Origin of the sequence: Bradyrhizobium sp. URHD0069 (assembly GCF_000701345.1) — a bacterium.
Lineage (GTDB): Bacteria > Pseudomonadota > Alphaproteobacteria > Rhizobiales > Xanthobacteraceae > Bradyrhizobium.
Genome location: NZ_JNIJ01000017.1, coordinates 38299 through 56872, shown reverse-complemented (window position 1 = coordinate 56872; position 18574 = coordinate 38299). Strand labels below are relative to the sequence as shown.

16 protein-coding genes and 3 pseudogenes are annotated in these 18574 nt (G+C 61.3%); 16 read left to right on the top strand and 3 right to left on the bottom strand.

Annotated features, from left to right (window positions below; genetic code table 11):
* Window positions 1-11: 11 nt before the first annotated feature.
* A pseudogene (locus N554_RS38210) lies at window positions 12-208 on the bottom strand (peptide-methionine (R)-S-oxide reductase); the annotation flags it as partial.
* A 255-nt stretch (window positions 209-463) separates the two neighbouring features.
* Between N554_RS38210 and N554_RS0111470 the strand changes: the two are divergent.
* The 7 genes from N554_RS0111470 (at window position 464) to N554_RS0111435 (ending at window position 8396) form a co-directional block, all read left to right on the top strand.
* On the top strand, window positions 464-1531 hold the full coding sequence (locus tag N554_RS0111470) for a two-component system sensor histidine kinase NtrB (protein WP_029583593.1): 1068 nt from the start codon (window positions 464-466) through the stop codon (window positions 1529-1531).
* Window positions 1532-1562: 31 nt separating this feature from the next.
* Window positions 1563-3476 (top strand): Na+/H+ antiporter NhaA, encoded by a 1914-nt coding sequence (gene nhaA / locus N554_RS0111465; protein ID WP_051677450.1) that lies wholly within the window; start codon window positions 1563-1565, stop codon window positions 3474-3476.
* A complete protein-coding gene (locus N554_RS0111460; protein WP_029583591.1) occupies window positions 3473-3877 on the top strand; it encodes a baeRF12 domain-containing protein in 405 nt (134 codons plus the stop codon). The genes nhaA and N554_RS0111460 overlap by 4 nt, the downstream gene beginning before the upstream one ends.
* 424 nt (window positions 3878-4301) lie before the next feature.
* Complete coding sequence (locus N554_RS0111450) at window positions 4302-5219, top strand: NADP-dependent oxidoreductase (RefSeq protein ID WP_029583590.1); 918 nt, start codon at window positions 4302-4304, stop codon at window positions 5217-5219.
* 90 nt (window positions 5220-5309) lie between these two features.
* The gene (locus N554_RS0111445; RefSeq protein ID WP_029583589.1) at window positions 5310-5765 is read left to right on the top strand and encodes a (2Fe-2S)-binding protein; all 456 of its coding nucleotides are present in this window, start codon (window positions 5310-5312) and stop codon (window positions 5763-5765) included.
* 4 nt (window positions 5766-5769) lie between these two features.
* Complete coding sequence (locus N554_RS0111440) at window positions 5770-7977, top strand: xanthine dehydrogenase family protein molybdopterin-binding subunit (RefSeq protein WP_029583588.1); 2208 nt, start codon at window positions 5770-5772, stop codon at window positions 7975-7977.
* 122 nt (window positions 7978-8099) lie between these two features.
* A complete protein-coding gene (locus N554_RS0111435; protein WP_029583587.1) occupies window positions 8100-8396 on the top strand; it encodes a sigma factor-like helix-turn-helix DNA-binding protein in 297 nt (98 codons plus the stop codon).
* A gap of 179 nt (window positions 8397-8575) precedes the next feature.
* Here the strand turns inward: N554_RS0111435 and N554_RS40945 are convergent.
* Window positions 8576-8777 (bottom strand): annotated as a pseudogene (locus tag N554_RS40945) (IS6 family transposase); the annotation flags it as partial.
* A gap of 288 nt (window positions 8778-9065) precedes the next feature.
* Here N554_RS40945 and N554_RS0111425 point away from each other — a divergent pair.
* The 9 genes and pseudogenes from N554_RS0111425 to N554_RS35700 all read left to right on the top strand — a co-directional run bounded on the left by N554_RS0111425 (window position 9066) and on the right by N554_RS35700 (window position 18269).
* Complete coding sequence (locus N554_RS0111425) at window positions 9066-9773, top strand: metal-dependent hydrolase (protein ID WP_029583586.1); 708 nt, start codon at window positions 9066-9068, stop codon at window positions 9771-9773.
* A gap of 96 nt (window positions 9774-9869) precedes the next feature.
* A complete protein-coding gene (locus N554_RS0111420; RefSeq protein ID WP_029583585.1) occupies window positions 9870-10073 on the top strand; it encodes a hypothetical protein in 204 nt (67 codons plus the stop codon).
* 152 nt (window positions 10074-10225) lie between these two features.
* Window positions 10226-12163, top strand: a complete 1938-nt coding sequence (locus N554_RS0111415; protein ID WP_081851230.1) for an FUSC family protein — start codon at window positions 10226-10228, stop codon at window positions 12161-12163.
* On the top strand, window positions 12163-12366 hold the full coding sequence (locus tag N554_RS0111410) for a DUF1656 domain-containing protein (RefSeq protein ID WP_029583583.1): 204 nt from the start codon (window positions 12163-12165) through the stop codon (window positions 12364-12366). The genes N554_RS0111415 and N554_RS0111410 overlap by 1 nt, the downstream gene beginning before the upstream one ends.
* Before the next feature lie 224 nt (window positions 12367-12590).
* Window positions 12591-13553 carry an efflux RND transporter periplasmic adaptor subunit gene (locus tag N554_RS0111405; protein WP_245283581.1) on the top strand — a complete coding sequence of 321 codons (963 nt, stop codon included), beginning with the start codon at window positions 12591-12593 and terminating at the stop codon, window positions 13551-13553.
* Window positions 13554-14254: 701 nt separating this feature from the next.
* On the top strand, window positions 14255-16048 hold the full coding sequence (locus tag N554_RS0111395) for a c-type cytochrome (protein ID WP_051677447.1): 1794 nt from the start codon (window positions 14255-14257) through the stop codon (window positions 16046-16048).
* 88 nt (window positions 16049-16136) lie between these two features.
* Entirely contained in the window at window positions 16137-16505 is a 369-nt protein-coding gene (locus tag N554_RS0111390; RefSeq protein WP_156041899.1) for an urease subunit beta, read from the top strand.
* 582 nt (window positions 16506-17087) lie between these two features.
* A complete protein-coding gene (locus tag N554_RS0111380; protein WP_029583579.1) occupies window positions 17088-17405 on the top strand; it encodes a hypothetical protein in 318 nt (105 codons plus the stop codon).
* A gap of 223 nt (window positions 17406-17628) precedes the next feature.
* Window positions 17629-18269: pseudogene (locus N554_RS35700) on the top strand (tyrosine-type recombinase/integrase).
* Between the two features lie 79 nt (window positions 18270-18348).
* Here N554_RS35700 and N554_RS0111370 read toward each other — a convergent pair.
* Window positions 18349-18552: a hypothetical protein gene (locus N554_RS0111370; RefSeq protein WP_156041898.1), complete on the bottom strand. Its 204-nt coding sequence runs from the start codon at window positions 18550-18552 to the stop codon at window positions 18349-18351.
* Between the last annotated feature and the right edge of the window lie 22 nt (window positions 18553-18574).

The following is an 18574-nucleotide window of genomic DNA, read 5'->3' as shown; positions in this document are numbered from 1 at the left end:
CGCAGTCATCGCTAGGCCTCCTTCGAAAAAAGCTTCACATACTTACCGTACCCCTCGCTTTCGAGCCGGTCGCGGTGGATGAAGCGAAGTGAGGCAGAGTTCATGCAGTATCGTAGGCCGCCCTTGTCGCTCGGGCCGTCGGGGAAACGTGGCCCAGGTGACTGTCGCCGTGCTTGGAGCGAACCTCGATGCGCGTCATGCCGTGGCTAGGCTCGTGAACACCTCTTCGCGGTCGCCGAGAGTTCCGCTCCGGCGAGGCGGCGTAGAGGGAAGCGCCGCACTCCCGCCGCAGCGCGCCAAGCGTCTCTCAGCTATTCCGATAACGGTCGGCTATCGACTCCATGGCGAGAGGTGATTTTCCTTTCGACCGTCATAGGCTCAATCTTCGAGCCATCGTCGCCCGCCCTCGTGTACGGGCCGAAGTCGGCGTTCCGTTGAACGATCGCGGGCCAGGAGGTCCGACATGCAGATCAAAGAGACACTCGACGTTTCCTTCCCCGGCGCGGTCGAGAGCCCGCCGCTGGAGGACGTCGTCGTGCTCGCGGACAGCGCCGGCGTCGCGCTTGGAGTACAGCGCACATTCAGCGCGAGGGTGCGGAGCGTCCGCGATGACGGCAGCGGCCTCATTGCGTCCAGGTGCGTGGAGATCCCGCTCGTCGGGCGCGACGGCGAGATCTCCGGGGTCCTGTGCCGGGCCGCTCCACGGTCCGACACGCGCGGCGGGCTCTCCTCCGGCGGGCCGGAGAGGGTGAGGGCGATAGCGGACGTGGCGCAGTTCGTCGTCCACGACATCAACAACCTTTTCGCTGTGATCGGCAGCGGCCTGCGGCTGCTTGAGTGCCAGAGCGACGCCGCATACCGAAAGGCCATCGTCAGCAAGATGCAGCACGCGATCACGCGAGGAGCGTTGCTCAGCCGTCAGCTCCCCGACGCTGCGCGACCGTGCCCCGAGTCGATCGGCGGGTTCGTCGCAGGCAGTCGCCTCGCAGCGCTGGCGGGCACGCTAGAGCAGGCGTTTCGTCCGAACATCACGGTCCGCACCGAGATCGCCCCTGACTTGTGGGCCTTCAATGCCGACCCGGAAGAGCTGTACTTCGCTTTGCTCAACCTCTGCCGAAACTCGGCCGATGCTATGCCAGACGGCGGCGCGATCACCGTCGCGGCGCGGAATGTCGAACCTTCCGCTGGCACGGCCCGGGGGTTCGTCGAGATCGTCGTCGCCGACGACGGGGAGGGCATGCCCGAGGAGGTCCTCTCGCAGGCCTTCACGCCGTACTTCACGACAAAGGCCGCGGGCAGCGGCACCGGCCTCGGGCTCACCCAGGTCCAGCGCTTCGCCGAAGGACGAGGAGGTGCGGTTGGTATAGAGAGCGAGCAGGGTGCCGGCACGCTGGTGCGCCTCTTCCTCCCGCGCGTGCACGCAGCTGGGCTCCCCAGCAGCATCGTCGGCACGGAGATCGCGTACACGCCGTCACCCAACGGCGGCGTATTCCACGTCGTCAACCCAGCGACAGTGGCGCCGACGTCGTAGCAGGCGCGAACGCGTGGAGACCGGTTCAGCGATGGAGCAAATGATTCCGCCCGGCCGGCTCGACCGTCCGGTCGACCACGCAACGGAGCACGTGCTCGGCCCCGCCGATGCCGAGATCACGCTCGTCGAGTACGGCAGCTACGCGTGCCCGCACTGCAGGGCCGCCAACGAGCGCATCGCGCAAGCACGCGACCAACTCGGCGACCGCGTCTGCTACGCCTTCCGGCACAGGCCGCTCACGGACAACAGCCTTGCGTTTCGGGCCGCCGAGCTCGCTGAGCTGGCCCGGACGCCCGAGGCGTTCTGGTCCGCGCACATCAAGCTGATGACAAAGTCGATGCAGCTCACAGAGGATGACCTCGTGGCTGTGGCCACCGACCTTGGCGTGAGCGCCGACTTCGCACTCGGCGACAGCGATGACGTGCGGCGCGCGAGGGCGAGAGTGGAGGCGGATGTCGCAAGCTCCCGCGCCAGCGGCGTGCGGTTCACACCCACCTTCTACATCAACCGCCGGCGCTATGACGGACCCTGGGACGAGAGCTCTCTCGTCGACGCGATGCTTGGCACGCTCGGCCACCGCGTCCGTACGGCGGCCCTGGACTTCGCGAGCTGGGGCCCGTCCGCCGGCATTTTGCTGGTCCTCGCGACCGTGGCGGCGATCGTCGTGACGAACTCTCCGATCGGGCCGGCGTTCGAGGCGCTCTGGCGCCAGGAGTTCGGCGTGAGCTTGGGCGCCGCAACCTTCCGGATGTCCATTCTCCATTGGGTCAACGACGGCCTCCTGACGGTCTTCTTCCTCGTCGTGGGCTTGGAAGTGAAGCGGGAGATGACGGTCGGCCACCTTGCGAGCCGGCGCTCCGCCGCGCTTCCGCTCGCGGCCGCTCTCGGCGGCATGGTCGTGCCGGCACTTCTGTATGCGCTGGTCGTTCCTGTGGGGCCGTGGTCACACGCGTGGGGCGTCCCGATGGCGACCGACACTGCGTTCGCGATCGCCTTGATCGCCGTGATGGGCGCGCGCGTCCCCGTGGAGCTGCGCATCTTTCTCACCGCGGCGGCCATCGTCGACGACATCGGTGCGATCGTCGTCGTCGCTGTGTTCTACTCCGGCGAGATCCATCCGGGCTACCTTGCCGCGGCCACGGCGGTCGTCGTTGCACTGGCGCTGCTGAGCCGGTCGAGGGTCTACCTGCTGTCGCCTTACATCCTGTTGGGCGTCGCGCTGTGGGCGTTCGTCTACGCGGGCGGCCTTCACGCGACGCTGGCCGGCGTGGTGCTCGCGCTGTTCATTCCGACGCGCCCGCCCGCCGACTTGGCTGCCCTGATGACGCAGGCCAGCACGATCATCGCCTCCGAGGCCCGCCACGAGGGCGAGGTGCTCAGGCACGGCCCCTCCACGCCGGCGCTGCACGCGCTCGACGCGATCTACGACAGAATTGAATCGCCGGCCGACCGGCTGCTGCGGCACGGCGGCGCGCGGTCGAGCTACGCTGTCCTTCCCATCTTCGCACTAGCTAATGCGGGCGTTGCAATCAACCCAGGCATCTTCGTTGGGCATGGTTGGCTCATGGCCGCAATCGTCGCAGGTCTCGCCATAGGAAAGCCGGTCGGCGTCTTCCTCACGGCCGCCGCGGCCGTGCGCGCAGGCGTAGCCGTCAAGCCGGCGGAGTACACGTGGCGGCAGTTGGCCGGGGCGGGGGCCCTCGCCGGCATCGGCTTCACGATGTCGCTCTTCATCGCGGAGCAGGCGCTTCCAGGCGCCACCGACTTCTCGGCCGCCAAGATCGCCGTGTTCGCCGCGTCGGTTCTTTCGGCCGCCGTCGGGACTGCTCTGCTCTGGGGAGCTTCGCGCCAGGAGCTTTTCGAAGAGGCATCGCAGAGCGTCGGTACGCAAGTATCAAAGCCCGCCGGCGTCACGCCGGACCGTGAACAGGAGGTTTTTCGATGATTCTACCTACCGGTGCGACAATAGCAGTCGCTGACGGCGAGACGGTCCGCCTGTTCCGCAACACGGGCGTGAAGCCTGGGGTGCACTTGGTCGAGATCACGGCGGCTCCGCCCGCGTCCGTCCATGCGGGTTCGGGGGCGCGCCACCACACCGGCTCCGCCAACCCCGACAGCAGGCGGCTCGTCGAGGATGACTTCGCGGCAGCGACGGCGGCGTTCCTGAATAAGCTCAGCTTGGACGGGACCATAGAGCACCTGGTCCTTGTCTCCGATCCCAGGACCCTGGGCGAGATGCGCAAGCACTTCCACCGCGACCTGAGAGGCAAGATCATAGGCGAGTTCGCCAAGGACTTCAGCCGGCGTCCGCTCGCGGACATCGCCTCACTGATCGCAGACGCTTGAAGTCTCTCACTTTCTCCGCAGACATCGCATCGTTTGAGAGATGCGATGCCCGATCCCAGACGGTATAGGTTGAAACTGACAATGTCTGTTCCGGCCAATTCTCGCCCAAACAGGCTGTTGCGTCGTCCATCGTCGGATCGGCGAAGGCTCACACCATATCGCCGTCCCTCGTAGACCCCTTCGCTGTAGCTCTCAGGGAGTGCTCCTAGCGCCGTCTCGAAATCATTACTCTCCACCCACCAACGCTCCCTTTCGACGTGAGAAGCATATGTTTGTACCGCACCTTTGATTTTCGCGCGCTGCGTCGATGGCATCGATTCGATAGCCACAGGTATTTGGACCATCGAGTTTCGCGGTCGCATTATCGATGGTCTGCAAAAGGAATTCGAAAGATGACGACATACCACACACAAGGAGGTGGACGATGAAGGCGATAGTGGTGACGGACCAGGCTGCGGGAACGGCGGGGATGATGTTGGTGGAGCGGCCGAAGCCGCAGGCAGCGATCAACGACGTCGTCGTTCAGGTTCATGCGTCCGGATTCACGTCGGGTGAACTGACGTGGCCCTCGACCTGGACCGATCGCCTCGGCCGTGACCGGACGCCGGTGATTCCCGGGCAAGAGCTGGCCGGAGTGGTCAGCGCCCTTGGCTATGGTACGAGGGGGCTGTCGGTGGGACAGCGGGTGTTCGGCCTCACGGACTCGTATCGCGGCGGCACCCTGGCGGAGTATGTGGCCATCGAGGCGCGCAACCTCGCGCCGCTGCCGGGCGACGTCGACTTCACGGTGGGCGCGAGCGTGGCGATGCCGGGCCTGACCGCATGGCAGGGACTGTTCGAGCACGGCCACCTTCAGGCGGGGCAGAGCCTCCTCGTGCACGGCGCGGCCGGCGCAGTCGGTTCGATGGTAACCCAGCTTGCACGTGAGTTCGGCGCCTACGTCATCGGCACCGGACGCGCTGCCGACCGTCAGAAGGCGCTCGACTTCGGCGCACAGGAGTTCGTCGACCTCGAGAACGACGCCCTGGAAGACGTCGGCGGCGTCGACCTGGTGTTCGATGTCCTCGGCGGCGACATCGCGAAGCGGTCTGCAGGCCTGGTTCGAGCCGGAGGAACGCTCGTGACCATCGCCGGGCCGACCGACGCGCGGCCCGCCGCCGGCTTGACGGTCGACTTTGTTGTCCTGCCCGATCGCGCCCAGCTGAGTGAGATCATCCAGCGGGTGCGCGATGGACGGCTGCGGACGAACATCGGCAACGTCTCGACCCTCGACGACGCCGTCGCCGCGTTCAATCCGAAACAGCGGATCAACGGAAAAACGATCATCCGCGTTCGTCCGTGACCCACGCGCGCTCATTGATCCACGCAGCTGGCCGGCGCTGTCCAGGTCGGCCGGCTGCATCCTATCAGCCCCAGCCACAAAGAGGCATCTATGGCTTTCACGTTGAAGATAAACGGCACACCCCACAAAGTCGATGTCGACGGCGACACCCCGCTGCTGTGGGTGCTGCGCGACGTGCTCGGCATGACCGGGACCAAGTTCGGTTGCGGCCAGGCGCTGTGCGGCGCCTGCACCGTGCATCTCGACGGCCAGCCGGTCCGCTCCTGCCAGACGCCGGTCGATAGCGTCGGCGACAGTGTGATCACCACGATCGAGGCGATCGGCAAGACTCCGCAGGGCGCGGCCTTGCAGAAGGCGTGGCTGGAGCTGGAGGTGGTGCAGTGCGGCTACTGCCAGTCCGGCCAGATGATGTCGGCGGCGGCGCTGCTGAAGGGCACGCCGAAGCCGACGGATGACGACATCGACACCGCCATGTCGGGCAATGTCTGCCGATGCGGCACCTATCACCGCATCCGCGCCGCGATCAAGCACGCTGCAGGAGTGTGAAATCATGGATGAGCTTATTCTGAGAGAGCAGATTGTCGATGAAACAGCGATGTCGCGGCGCGCCTTTCTTCAGGGCACAGGTTTGCTGCTTGGTTTTGCGCTGACCGGTGCAAGCACGGAGTCCGTCTTCGCGGCACCTGCTTCGCAGGTGGTCGAAAACGAGGTCACGGGTACTTTCGCGCCGAACGGATTTATACGGATCAATCCAACCGGCGCCGTCACCCTGGTCATTCCGATGATCGAGATGGGACAGGGGGTTTACACGTCGCTCTCGATGCTTCTCGCTGAAGAACTGGAAGTGAAGCTTGACCAGATTCAGCTTCAGCATGCGCCGCCAAATCATGCGCTTTACGTCAACTCGATCATAGGCATTCAAAATACAGGTGGTTCCGCCTCTGTCCGCGCCTTCTGGACACCGCTGCGTCAGGCGGGGGCAGTAGGTCGTAATCTGCTGATTGCGGCAGCCGCAAAGCGCTGGAATGTCGATCCAGCGACTTGCCGCGCCAAGGACGGCGTCGTGTTCGATGCGTCAGGCTCGAAGCATCTGAGCTACGGTGAACTTGCGAAGGCCGCGGCGAAATTGCCTGTGCCGCCTGCGGCAAACGTCAAATTGAAGGATCCGAAGGATTTCACCCTGATCGGCACGCGTGCCAAGCGCGTGGATTCAGCAATAAAGGTCGATGGGCGCGCGCTCTACGGCATCGATACGCGACTGCCGGGTATGAAGGTTGCGGCGGTTGCTATTTCGCCCGTGCTCGGTGGCAAGGCGAAAACGGTGGACGAGAAGGCCGCGCTGGCAGTGAAGCGCGTCCGGCAGGTGGTCAATATCGATGAAGTTGTCGCCGTGGTAGCGGATCACATGGGTGCGGCGAAGAAGGGGCTCGAGGCCGCCGCCATCACGTGGGACGACGGGCCGAACGGCAAAGTCAGCAACGCCGATATCGTCAAGCAATTGGAGGAGGAATCCAAAAAGCCAGGCGTGGTTGCCCGTAACGTCGGTGATGTGGGGAAGGCACTTGCGGGGGCAGCGCAACGGGTTGACGCCATCTATCAGGTGCCTTTCCTGGCCCATGCGGCCATGGAGCCGATGAACTGTACCGTTCATCTGCAGAAGGATCGTTGCGACATTTGGGTCGGGACACAGGCGCCTACGATCACGCAGTCTCAGGTGGCCGAACTCACCGGCCTGCCAAAGGATGCGATCAAAATTCACAATCATCTGATTGGCGGTGGCTTCGGCCGAAGGCTGGAAGCCGATGGCACGATCCTCGCCGTCAAGATCGCCAAGCACGTCGACGGCCCGGTGAAGGTGATCTGGAGCCGCGAGGAAGACATCCAGCACGATATGTATCGGCCGTACTATCTCGATCGGCTGTCGGCCGGACTTGATGCGGCCGGCAAGCCGGTTGCCTGGACGCATCGGATCGCCGGCTCCTCAGTCATGGCTCGCTATTATCCCCCTTACTTCAAGGACGGATTGGACCCCGATGCCGTAGAAGCGGCGGCCGAGCCGCCCTATGCACTGCCCAATATCCACGTCGACTATGTCCGGGTCGAGCCCCCCGGTGTCCGGACGTCTTGGTGGCGCGGTGTCGGACCGACTCACAATGTTTTTGTGGTCGAAAGCTTCATAGATGAGCTCGCGCATGCCGCGAAGCAGGATCCCGTCGCTTATCGCAAGGGATTGCTTGGTCATAATCCGCGAGCGCTTGCTGTTCTGTCGCTTGCTGCAGAAAAAGCAGGGTGGGGATCACCACTTCCCGCACGGCATGGCCGCGGGATTTCGGTACAATTCGCATACGGAAGCTACACGTCGCAGGTCGCCGAGGTCGAAGTGGCGGCCGATGGCTCTGTCAAAGTCAAGCGGATCGTCTGTGCGATTGATTGCGGTATGTACGTCAATCCCGATACGATCGAAGCACAGGTTCAGGGTGGAACGCTTTTCGGGCTGACCGCTGCGCTCCATGGGTCAATCACTTTCAAGGATGGACGCGTCGAGCAGAGCAATTTCGACACCTATCTGCCGATGCGTATCGACGAGGTGCCGGTGGTGGAGACGCACTTGATTAAGAACGCAGAAGCTCCAGGTGGCGTTGGTGAAGCTCCGACGGCCATTGTCAGTGCCGCAGTCACTAATGCGATCTTCGCCGCCACCGGCAAGCGCCTGCGCAGCCTGCCGATCGATACAAATTCGCTGAAGTCGTCGTCTTAGTCCTTGCCCGGAGCCGAGTGGCCCGAACGGGAAGATTCCGTGAAATGCACTATTCGAGGGATTGAGCTCAGATAGTGCGGCGCTGCGAGGGTTGTAGAAGGGAGTTGGTCCAGGAGCACTAGATGGCCGACGATGTTTTCCGAGACATCCTGGAACGGTCGATAGATGAGTTGCCCGATGATCTGCGCATCGTGTTGGTGGCCTGCGTAGTCGACGGCATGACGCCGGAGCACTTTGCCGAGTTGTTTGCACTCACATCGGAAATCGTAGAGGCACGTCTGCACAACGCCCGAAATTTGCTGGTTGAAGTGCTTATACGCCAGTTCGGTCCCGCCTTCGGTGGCGTCTATCAGCTTGACGATTGTCGTTCCGAGCGCATTACGAACGCAGTAGTGGACCGCCTTTTCCCGCGCCGGTGAAGCGCCGAAACATGAAAGCGGCTAAGCCGGCGCGTCGATTCTGTCGCAAACCCATCGCGAGGACAGTTGGCTCGGAGACGGGACTGTTCAGGCAGCAAGGATTTCGAACTGCTCGGCGAGCGATGGTACCGGAGTGAAGGTGTACCTCGCTTGTCCTTTGCCCATCACGGGGTTCATCTCCTGCCGGTGACCATGCGCTTTCGCCTGGTGAACCGCTTCAGCAACAGCGGCAAGAACCGGACTGCCCAGCGGTGAAACGTGGAATGGTCGACGCGCATACCGCGCTCGGCCATCATCTCTTCCAGGTCGGGAAAACTGAGATTTCAGGCCAGCGTACGCACAGCAGGATCACTGACGGACGAAATGACGGCCTGAAAACATGGAACACTCCTGATCACGAGGAGCGGCATCCATGTATCAGGCTTCGTTGACGTCGAGTTTGCGATAGAGCCATCACACGCCTTCATGTTCATGGTCGTTCGGCAATTATCTGCCGCTATGGAAACTATACATGCCAGGTATTGGAAAACTTCGTCCCGCGCTGCGATAAATGAGTACCATCATCGCAGATCTCATCGAGTAACGTCGAGGGCAACCTGGGACGCATATCACTCAATGGCGGCTGCAAGCTTTCCGGCAAATAGACAAATAACCGAGGAGACAATTCCCATGAAACTGACATGGTATGGCCATTCCGCATTTCGCATCGAGGTGGGCGCGGCCAAGATCCTGATCGATCCGTTTCTGTCCGATAACCCGTCCTGGAAAAGGGGGTGGGAGGAACCCGCCGAGGGTGTCACGCATGTGCTGCTCACGCACGGCCACAACGATCACGTCGGCGACGCGCTCGCCATCTTGAAAAAGACTGACGCCATGCTGGTCGCCAATTTCGAGATCTGCAACTATCTGGCCGGGCAGGGCGCCAATGGTGACAAGGTCAATCCCGGACTTCACGGCGGCACAGTGGACTGCGGCGGTTTCACCACTGCTTTCGTCAATGCCTTGCATTCCTCGTCATTCGGTATGAAAGACGGGCAGAATGTCTATCTCGGCAATCCGACCGGCCTAGTCCTCCATTTCCCCGATGACAAGACGCTCTATCACATGGGCGACACCGACATCTTTGGTGACATGGCACTGATCGAAGAACTGCATAAGCCGGACGTCGGAATCGTCCCCATCGGCGATCGCCTTACCATGGGCGGCGCAGTGGCTGCACTCGCCTGCCGCCGCTATTTCAACTTCGACAAAGCGATCCCTTGCCACTACGGGAGCTTCCCCATCATCGATCAGACCGCGGAGAAATTCGTCGAAGGGCTGAAGGGCGCGTCGACCGAGGCCGTGGTGCCGAAAGTCGGCGAGACAATCTCCGTCTAGCGCGATTTATGCGCCATCCAGACATAGGCGAGTGGAAGTGGGCGCCAGCTTCCACCACAGCGCTCAGGGCGAAAGAGATCGCTCGAGCGCACTCCCATGCTGGAGGGAGAACTCAACGCGCAACAGCGCGCGTTCTTCCTGGAAGCGGCAAACCTCTGCCCCGTTGGCGTAATTCTCGGCATTACTGCGGATATTCATATACGCCCGGACGCCACCGCTTCCGGCCACAACGCAAGCACTCAGGCTAGCTATGAGGATGATCTGGCCGAGCTCCAGATTCCGAATATCGATCCGGATTGAGATCAACATCCTCAGGGCCGGAATGCGGCCCGCGGTGAGAGAGCCGATTACGGCCTCTGTGACCCGCGACTCTCGGTGGCTGCCTAAGCGGACAACACCCCTTACCCCTTCCTCCGTCGAGGCGGACAGTCGAAATCACGGAGTAGTTCTATTTGACGCTGCCTAAACAAGTGAGACTCCTTCCGTTGGGTTTCCCCCTTACTTCCTGGGCTTTCGCTATCCGAATCTGGCTAGCGGCAATCGTTGCATTGTATGTGAGCTTCTGGCTCTCGCTCGAAGCGCCGTCGACGGCGCTAATAACAGTTGCAATCGTCGCCGAACCAACTCGTGGCCAGGCCCTGGAGAAGGCAGTCTTTCGTGTGATTGCGACGATCATTGGCGTTGCAGTTTCCATTGCAATAACGGCGCTCTTCTCCCAGACGCGCGATCTTTTGCTGATAGCCTATGCCGGCTGGATGGGCCTGTGCGTGTACGTCGCAGGATTGCTCGACGGCAATCGTGCATACGCAGCGGTCCTCTCAGGCTTCACGGTGGCGTTGGTTGCGATCCAGCAAATCGACAATCCGGAGCACGTGTTCGAGGCGGGCATGATGCGCGGTGCAGGAATCCTCGTCGGAATTGCATCCCTTACAATTGTCAGCGATCTACTATGGGCGCCTAATCGTCATACGAAGCTAGTGGAGCAGCTGGCTGACATCCGTCGTCGGATCGGCAACTACGCGAAGTCGGCTATCATTGGTGAGGCCACGCAGCCAATGGAATCCGCTGCTCTGCTCGCTGAAATTTCGGCGCTCCGGCCGGAAACGTCTAGCCTGGCGTTTGAGTCGAGCAGCGGCCAAGCCAGAAGCGTAGCGGGCGACAACGCGGCAGCTGCGCTTGTGGCGCAGCTTCATGCCGCGCGGAGTCTCAACGTGCTTCCGGTCACCGCTGATAAGGCGACATCCGAGAGGATAGCGCGCGCGCTTGAGCGCAACGAAAGCGAACTCCCGCCGCCGACGGTCGTGTGGCGTGCCGACCCGCAAGGGGACGCAGGCACGACCGCCTCGCTGGCGTGGACACTCAAGGAATTACTCAGAAGAGATGAGCAGGTTCGACAGAATCTTGCCGCCCTACGCACTGATGGACGTCCTCCATGGCATTGGCGTCCGCTGATCTATCGATTCCACCGAGCTGCTGTTGAAGGTGGCATTCGAGCAGCGATCTGGGTTGCGTTGGCGGGGATGTTCCTTGTGTATGCGGGCTGGCCTGCGGCAAGCACTTCCCTTGCCCTCATTGGAGCCTTCGTCGGCCTTGGAGCAATGACGCCCAACTCGCGCGCGACGACCGCCCTGGCGCTGTTTGCGGCACCCATTGCCGGTTTTCTGGCTGGGCTTCTCGAGTTCGTCGTCCTCGATGGCGTTGACGCCTTCACGTTGCTTGCAATCGGACTTGCTCCTCTCGTGATCGGCGCCGCACTCGTGATATCGTTGCCCAACCGGACAGTGTCGGCTGTCGGTCGATTTATCCTCATACTCGGCGTGATAATATTCTCTCCGGCCAATCCGCAGACCTACGACGGACAGTCGTACGTTATCTTCTTTCTTTTGGCTTGTGTTGCTCCCGGCGTGTTGTTGGCGACGCAATTTCTTGTGCCTCCAGTCTCGCAAGAGCGGCGGAGACGCTGGATGTTGATGTCTGCTCGCGAAGAGTTCGCTCAGGGGCCATCCCGTGATCGGCGAGATGAGCCCGAAGAGGAGATGTTTCGTGACGCCGTCAGGATTGGTCAGATCCTGTCCGCCGGAGGGAACGCTCCGAATAGCGCGGAGACAATCGAGGAGGTTCTTTCCTATTTCGACCAATCTTCGATTATCCGGTTGTGCGACGACAAGCTGAAGATGCTCGCCGGCGGACCGTTAACGGCGTTGGCTGAAGAGGTGCGCGCTTCGTTCAACAAGCACGAGCCGCAGGCACTTCGCGCCGCGTCCCAGGTATTATGCAAGGCGTCGCCGTCAGATCATATTGTGGCCGATCTCTCTGCTGCGCTCATGGTCGCGAGCTACCACATCGAGGCGGCGCTCGGACGACCCGTTCATCTCGACGAGGCCGCGTGATGGCGCATACCTTCCGCGAATTAGTCATCGGCGGCGTTTTGGTTGCGCCGTTCATCACCCATGCGGTGGTGGCTCTGTTTGTCGTGCTTCTGATCAGGCCGCTTCTGCGTTTTGTTGGATTTTCGCGGATCTTCAGCAATGCGGCGATTGCCGAGCTCAGCCTCTACGTGACCATTCTGGGTCTGCTTGTCTTGCTTTTTTGAGGGAAATTTCCATGCAGGCTGTCAGCCAAGATCAGGCGATCGATCGAGAAGAACAGCAGTCGGAGTCCTCGTCGGGGCCGACCCAAAACGAAGCGTTGCCCGAACTCAGTGCGGTTGCGCGTGCGAAATCCAAGCAGCCTTCACCATGCGAGCAAAAGCCGTCCGTACTATCCCCCAAACCACCGGTCGCCTGGCGAAGAGCCATCGGGCAGTTTCTGTGGTCGATGTCGCGGAGGCTTGCGACGTTCGCGATCTTCCTCGTCGCCGTGCTCGTCTCAATCGTGGCATGGGACCAGTATGTAATTGCGCCGTGGACCCGCGACGGCAGCGTCCGTGTCCAGGTCGCAAGCGTCGCACCTCAAGTGTCCGGCCAGATTACGCAGCCGCGGGTCGCCGACAATCAATTCGTTCACAAGGGAGACGTCCTTTATCAGATTGAGTCTTTTGATTTCGACGTTGCATTGCGGTTGAGCAAAGCGCTGTTGGAGCAAAGGGAAGCCGACAGGTACGTCAAGGAGCTGCAGTCCGAACGGCGGAAGCGGCTATCCGATCTTTCCACCTCGCGGGAAGAGCAGCAGGTATTCGAAGGCAGTGCCCTACAGGCGAAAGCCGCGGTCGACGCGGCGCGTAAACAGGTCGCCCAGGCAGATATTAATCTGAAGCGAACGGAGGTTCGTAGCCCGGTGAACGGCTACGTCACGAATCTTCTGTTACGAGTAGGCGACTACGCGCATGCGGGGGTCAGCAACATTTCGATCGTCGATACCGATAGCTTCTGGGTGGATGGCTATTTCGAGGAGACAAAGTTGGCGCAGGTGTGCATTGGGGATCGTGCCGAGGTCAAGTTGATGGGTTATTCTACCCCGATCATCGGCCACGTGACGACGATCACTCGAGGTGTCAGCGTGTCCAACGCGGCGGCCGGCGCTCAGGGTCTCCCCAATGTTGATCCCGTCTACACGTGGGTACGGCTGGCACAACGTGTTCCGGTCAGAATCGCCATCGATCGGGTACCGCCTGGCATGCCGCTCGTCTCCGGTATGACGGGAACCGTAACGTTGCGCGACGACTCTCACGCTGAGGAGAAAACATGGCTTTATCGCGCGAAGGCTGTGCTCAGGACGAGTCTCTCCCACATAATAGGTGGGGTATCACCGCAACCTCGCTGCATCGCGTCCAAGACTTGAGTGAGATCGCATGTCAGTGGCCCGATTTTTGGAGCGCGATCCAGTTCTAAGAAGCCGGTGATACGCACCAAGTGTATCACGACCTCTATCGTCAAGAGCATCTCACCGAAACAGCCTCTCGATACGCTTCGCTAGGCAGGGAAGCGCATTGCGTAACCGCCGCTGCTCTCGAAGCGCACATGCAGCATACTCATAACGCGCATGGCGGTGAGGGTGTCAGGCAGAGGATCACGCAATTCGGACGCCTGGACACATTAGTCGGCGGTATCGATGTGTAGCCCCGGTTGGGCTAAACCTCGACGCGTTCATAATTCGTGAATTGATTTTAATTGATTTTGCCGCGGATCGGATCAGGCTTTGTTGTTGCGTGTGATCAAGTCGAAATCGAGCTAAAAGACGCCACGCTACGCATCTCGCTGCGCCTCCGCGCTACGCTAGGCGACTTGCCGCTTCGCAAGGGCGTGACACGCAACGGTTCGAGCCGAGCTGACACGGTTCGACACGGTTCCAGGTTCCAAGGGTAATGTCAGTCCCACCTTGACATTTTTTCACGGCACGTCAGCGCCTTTTTCACGACACGTCAGTGCCGCTGCGTGAATCCGCCGCGGCGGGTGCGAACATGCCATTTGACGGTGCCTGAGCGCGGCCATGACGGATCGCCGCCGTCCAGGCGCAACTCCAGAAGCAGGGAGTGTCGTTCCATGCTCAAGACCATTCGCCGGCTATCGATCCACTTACTGCGGCAGCGGACAAGCGGGGTGGTGCTCGCCGCCCTGTCTGTGGGCGCGGTCACCGCGGTCACCATGGCTGTGGGCGCGGTCACCATGGCTGCTGAGCAGATCGAGCAGGATCCGTATATCCCCACGAGCTCGTCCGACCCGTTCCGTCGTCCCGAACAGCTCTCGGTCCCCATACCCTCTGCCGCAACCTCCCGAATATCGCCAAAGGGCGCCGGCATTCAGCCGCTCCACATCGAGCAGCGCGGCGTCATGGACGGCCCCGGTATTGACATCAACCCCAACCCGGACAAGCTCGGCGATCCCATCAGCGGCCAGCGGGTCTACCGCTACGAGACCTTAGGCAACGAGACGTTCTGGACGGACGCGATGCGCTTGGTGGACGGCTTCAAGGCCGCCAAGGTAACGCCGATGGATGGCCTTCGCGCAGGCTTCCTCTACAACACGGAGCGGATCCAGCCGGACCTCCTCGCGAAGTTCATCGCAGAGGCGAAGACCGATTTATCACCCGAGAACGCCCCGACGCTGAACGACCCCGCCACTTTCATTCGCCTCCTAGAGATGAACGCGGTGAACGGCATGCCGGCCGTCGACGTCAACGGAGACGGACGCATCGACCTCGCGAAGGGCGACAAGGTGGGCGTCGCCTGCTCGATCTGCCACGCCGTCACCGACGCGAGCATCCTCGAGTTGCCGGATGGCGGCTCCATCGGCCGGCAGATCGACGGCCCGTCGGCCCTCGTCATGGACATGGGCCAGTTCCTTGCCTGGGCCGCTAACAGCAAGGCCTACTACCCCAACCTCCAGGTCGAGATGCCTGGCGGCAAAACGATCGGCCGCGCGCCGAAGGGCCTCACGCCCGACTCCTCCGAGGAAGAGTTCGACGCCTACCTCCTCAACAAAGAATACTATCCGCGCGGCACCTTCGACGAGACACAGGACGGCATCGGCAACTCGGTGGTGAACATGCCGCTGTTCCGGCAGGACCTTGCCGCGCCCTGGGCGAGCTCGGCCGAATTCCGCTTCCTCGACAATATTTCGAACGGCTCCTTCACGCAGAATCTCGACCCGACGACGCTGCTTACGGAAGCCGGGCGCCACTTCCTTGAGGAGGAGGCGAAGCACCTCGGCCTCGCGCTCCGAGCCAATTACCAGGCCGTGATCGACAAGATAGGTGTGAAAGGTTACCCATTCGTCAAGGGGACAAAAAGTGGAAAGGGGGGGCCGGAGTACGCCCAAACCGGCATACGCGTCGACAACCAGCTGCTCTTCGACCTGAACGCCTACATGCACAGTCTCCCGGCACCGAAGGGCGCCAAGGTGGACGAGGCGGCGTTCCGGCGCGGGCGTGAGGTGTTCCGCGCCAACTGCACCGCGTGCCACAACGTCGATCAGTCAAAGCCCGTGCCGCCCCTCATCGTCAGCCTTGAGAACCTGTGGCCCGACTACAAGCCTGAAGTGATCTTTAAGCGCGACCCGCCCTACTCCCCGGTCCAGAACTCGCCGGGCACCTTCGACGACAAGATGGTGATCTCCGACGGCAGCCAACGCGGCGATCCGCGCGGCGTGCCGATCCCGCTCCTGTTCGACCTCGCGCGCAAGAAGGTGTTCCTGCACGACGCTTCGGTGCACGGGCTAGACTCGCTCTTCAACCCCGAGCGCGGCGCGAGAGAGCCGCACCCGTACTACATCGCGGACGCGCAGCAGCGTTCCGATCTCATCGAGTTCATACGCGGGCTCGACGAAAACACGAAGTAGCGAGGGACGTACTCTTCAAATCACGCAGGCAACTGACCGGCGGAGCGCAAGAGTGGTCGCGAACAATATGGGTTGACAGGATCGGAGGATGCCATGGCCTTCACTATCAACTCAACCTCAGACGCGGAGCGTCGATGTCGACGGCGACACGCCGCTGCTCTGGGTGTTGCGCGACGTGCTCGGCATGACCGGCACCAAGTTCGGCAGTCATTATCATTTCGCCGAGACCAATTCGGCTCTCGCTTTTGATCGACAGGCTGCTCTTGGGTATCGCCTAAACATTCCGGCGGGAATGGCTGTGCGCTTCGAGCCGGGCCAGTCCCGTGAAGTTTGGCTGATCCCTTACGGGGGCGCGCGCTTGGTTTATGGCTTCAACACGAGCATCGAGCAGGTGGCAGCGGTCCTAGCGCGAACTTACCCAAGCACGGTGACAGGAGATAGGCATCCGCGGCATTGAGGACCCGGCATCAAGGACCCGAAGCGATCCCCGGACACGCAGCTGCGCGCGAATCGTAGTAGGCGGAAGGCTTCATCCGGCCGGAATCATCAAATTGTTCGAAGGTAGCTTCAGCCGAAGCTTCCGCAGAGACTGGTCATCTCCTGAGTGATCTTCGAATGCGTTGGCGCGCAAAATGACCAAGTCGTCCAAGAGGCGCTAGATCGTGAAATGCGTTTGAGTTATTCATGCGGATCATGAATGACCCACAGTGCCCTGCGCGCTTCTTGCCGTTCTCGTGCACCATGTACGAGCTTCTCTCGGGGCTCACGGCCCGAACCTCGCCGCACCAGTTGTGCAAACTGCGACGGCATTGATTGCCGATACAGCGACTGAACGCGGCTTAGACTTCTCCGCAGAATAAGGACGTCGGTTTCGAGGTGCGATGCGGCTGGTGGCATTCCTCGCTACGGCATCACGCGGCGCGGCGGCAATAACGATCGCCTATCGACTCTATGGCGAGAGGTGATTTCCCTCGCCGGCGTTGCAAGGTCATTCTCGTCGGGTGGTTGATTGTCATTTTTAACACGAACAGGAGCTACCATGAAGATTCAAGTCCGCAGCCTCGCGATTGCGCTCGCAATTGCTGTTCCTATCGCAGTGGCCGCCACGGCCAAATCGTCTGCTGCGCCGATCAATGGCACGTCGATCAAGGCGGCGGTACCAGCCGTGATGACGGACGTGCGCTATCGGGTGCGTCGGGATTATCCCTACCCTTCGTACTGGGGCTATCCCACCTATAATTCGTATTGGGGCTATCCGACGTATAATTCATATTGGGGCTATCCGACCTATAATTCATATCGGAGCTATCCGACCTATAACTACTCCTATCCCGGCTACGCTTACGGCGAGTGGTGACTCAAGCATTGGCAGCGTGCGGCTCCCTCGAGCCGCCGCTAGCCAACATGTATTTGAGAGATTTTAGCGTTCCTCGGTCATGCGCACGTCGCTCTTGGGTCAATCGCTACCGACCGCGCGCCGCCGCGTAGGACGCGAAGTCCGCTTTGGCTCGTTACCCACCTGATTCCAATGCCTAATCCGGTGGCACATGCTTCTCGCCTCTGTAACCGAGCCGAGGAGTATGACCATGCAAGATCAAGTGAATGCGACCCCAGCATCCCAAAGCCGAGTGCCGTGGAACAAAGGCAAACTAACGGGGGCAAAGCTGCCGCTACGACCCAAGCACGTCTGGTCGATTCGGACGAAGCTCCAGATCGAAGGCCGCGCTCGCGACCTCGCCATGTTCAATCTGGCGATTGATAGCAAGCTTCGTGGATGTGACGTTGTCGCCATTCGGGTCGAGGATGTCGCCGCCGGCGGTTACGCTGCCGACCGCGCAACGGTTCGTCAACGGAAGACCGGGCGACCCGTTAGATTGAATTGAGCGAACAGACCCGCCACGCCATCGATGACTAACTAAAGGTCGACAATAAAAGGCCGGGCGAGTTTTTGTTCACAGGTCGTTGTGGTGCGAACACCAGCATGACCACCCGCCAATATGCGCGCCTCGTATCGGAGTGGATCGGCGGCGTCGGGTTGGACCCGAGGCTGTTTGGGACGCATTCGCTTCGACGTACAAGAACCACCCTGATCTATCGCCGGACAGGAAATCTCCGAGTTGTCCAGCTTCTGCTCGGACATACCAAGATCGAAAGCACGGTCAGGTATCTCGGCATCGAGGTCGATGACGCCTTGGCAATAGCGGAACAAGTTGATGTCTGAAATACCCGGGCAGAGCGGACATGCTCTGCCCGTCCTCTGATCGCCGCTTTGGGCCAAGAGGCGACGTAACGCGTCCGGGTCAGCTCGGATCGAGTGGCGGGTCGGGGGACTTGGCTTCGTGCCACCACCAGACCTGAGTGTGCAAGAACAGCTTGGTCGTTACCCAGGTAACGCAATTCCGGATTTCCGAAATTTTTCTGTAGGCATCCTGCCCCATCTGCAAAATGGCGATGTCTTTCCCTCTCTTACCTCGGTCCGGCATCCGGTCGGCGACGTGGCGCACGACAAATCCACCGTAGGAGCGG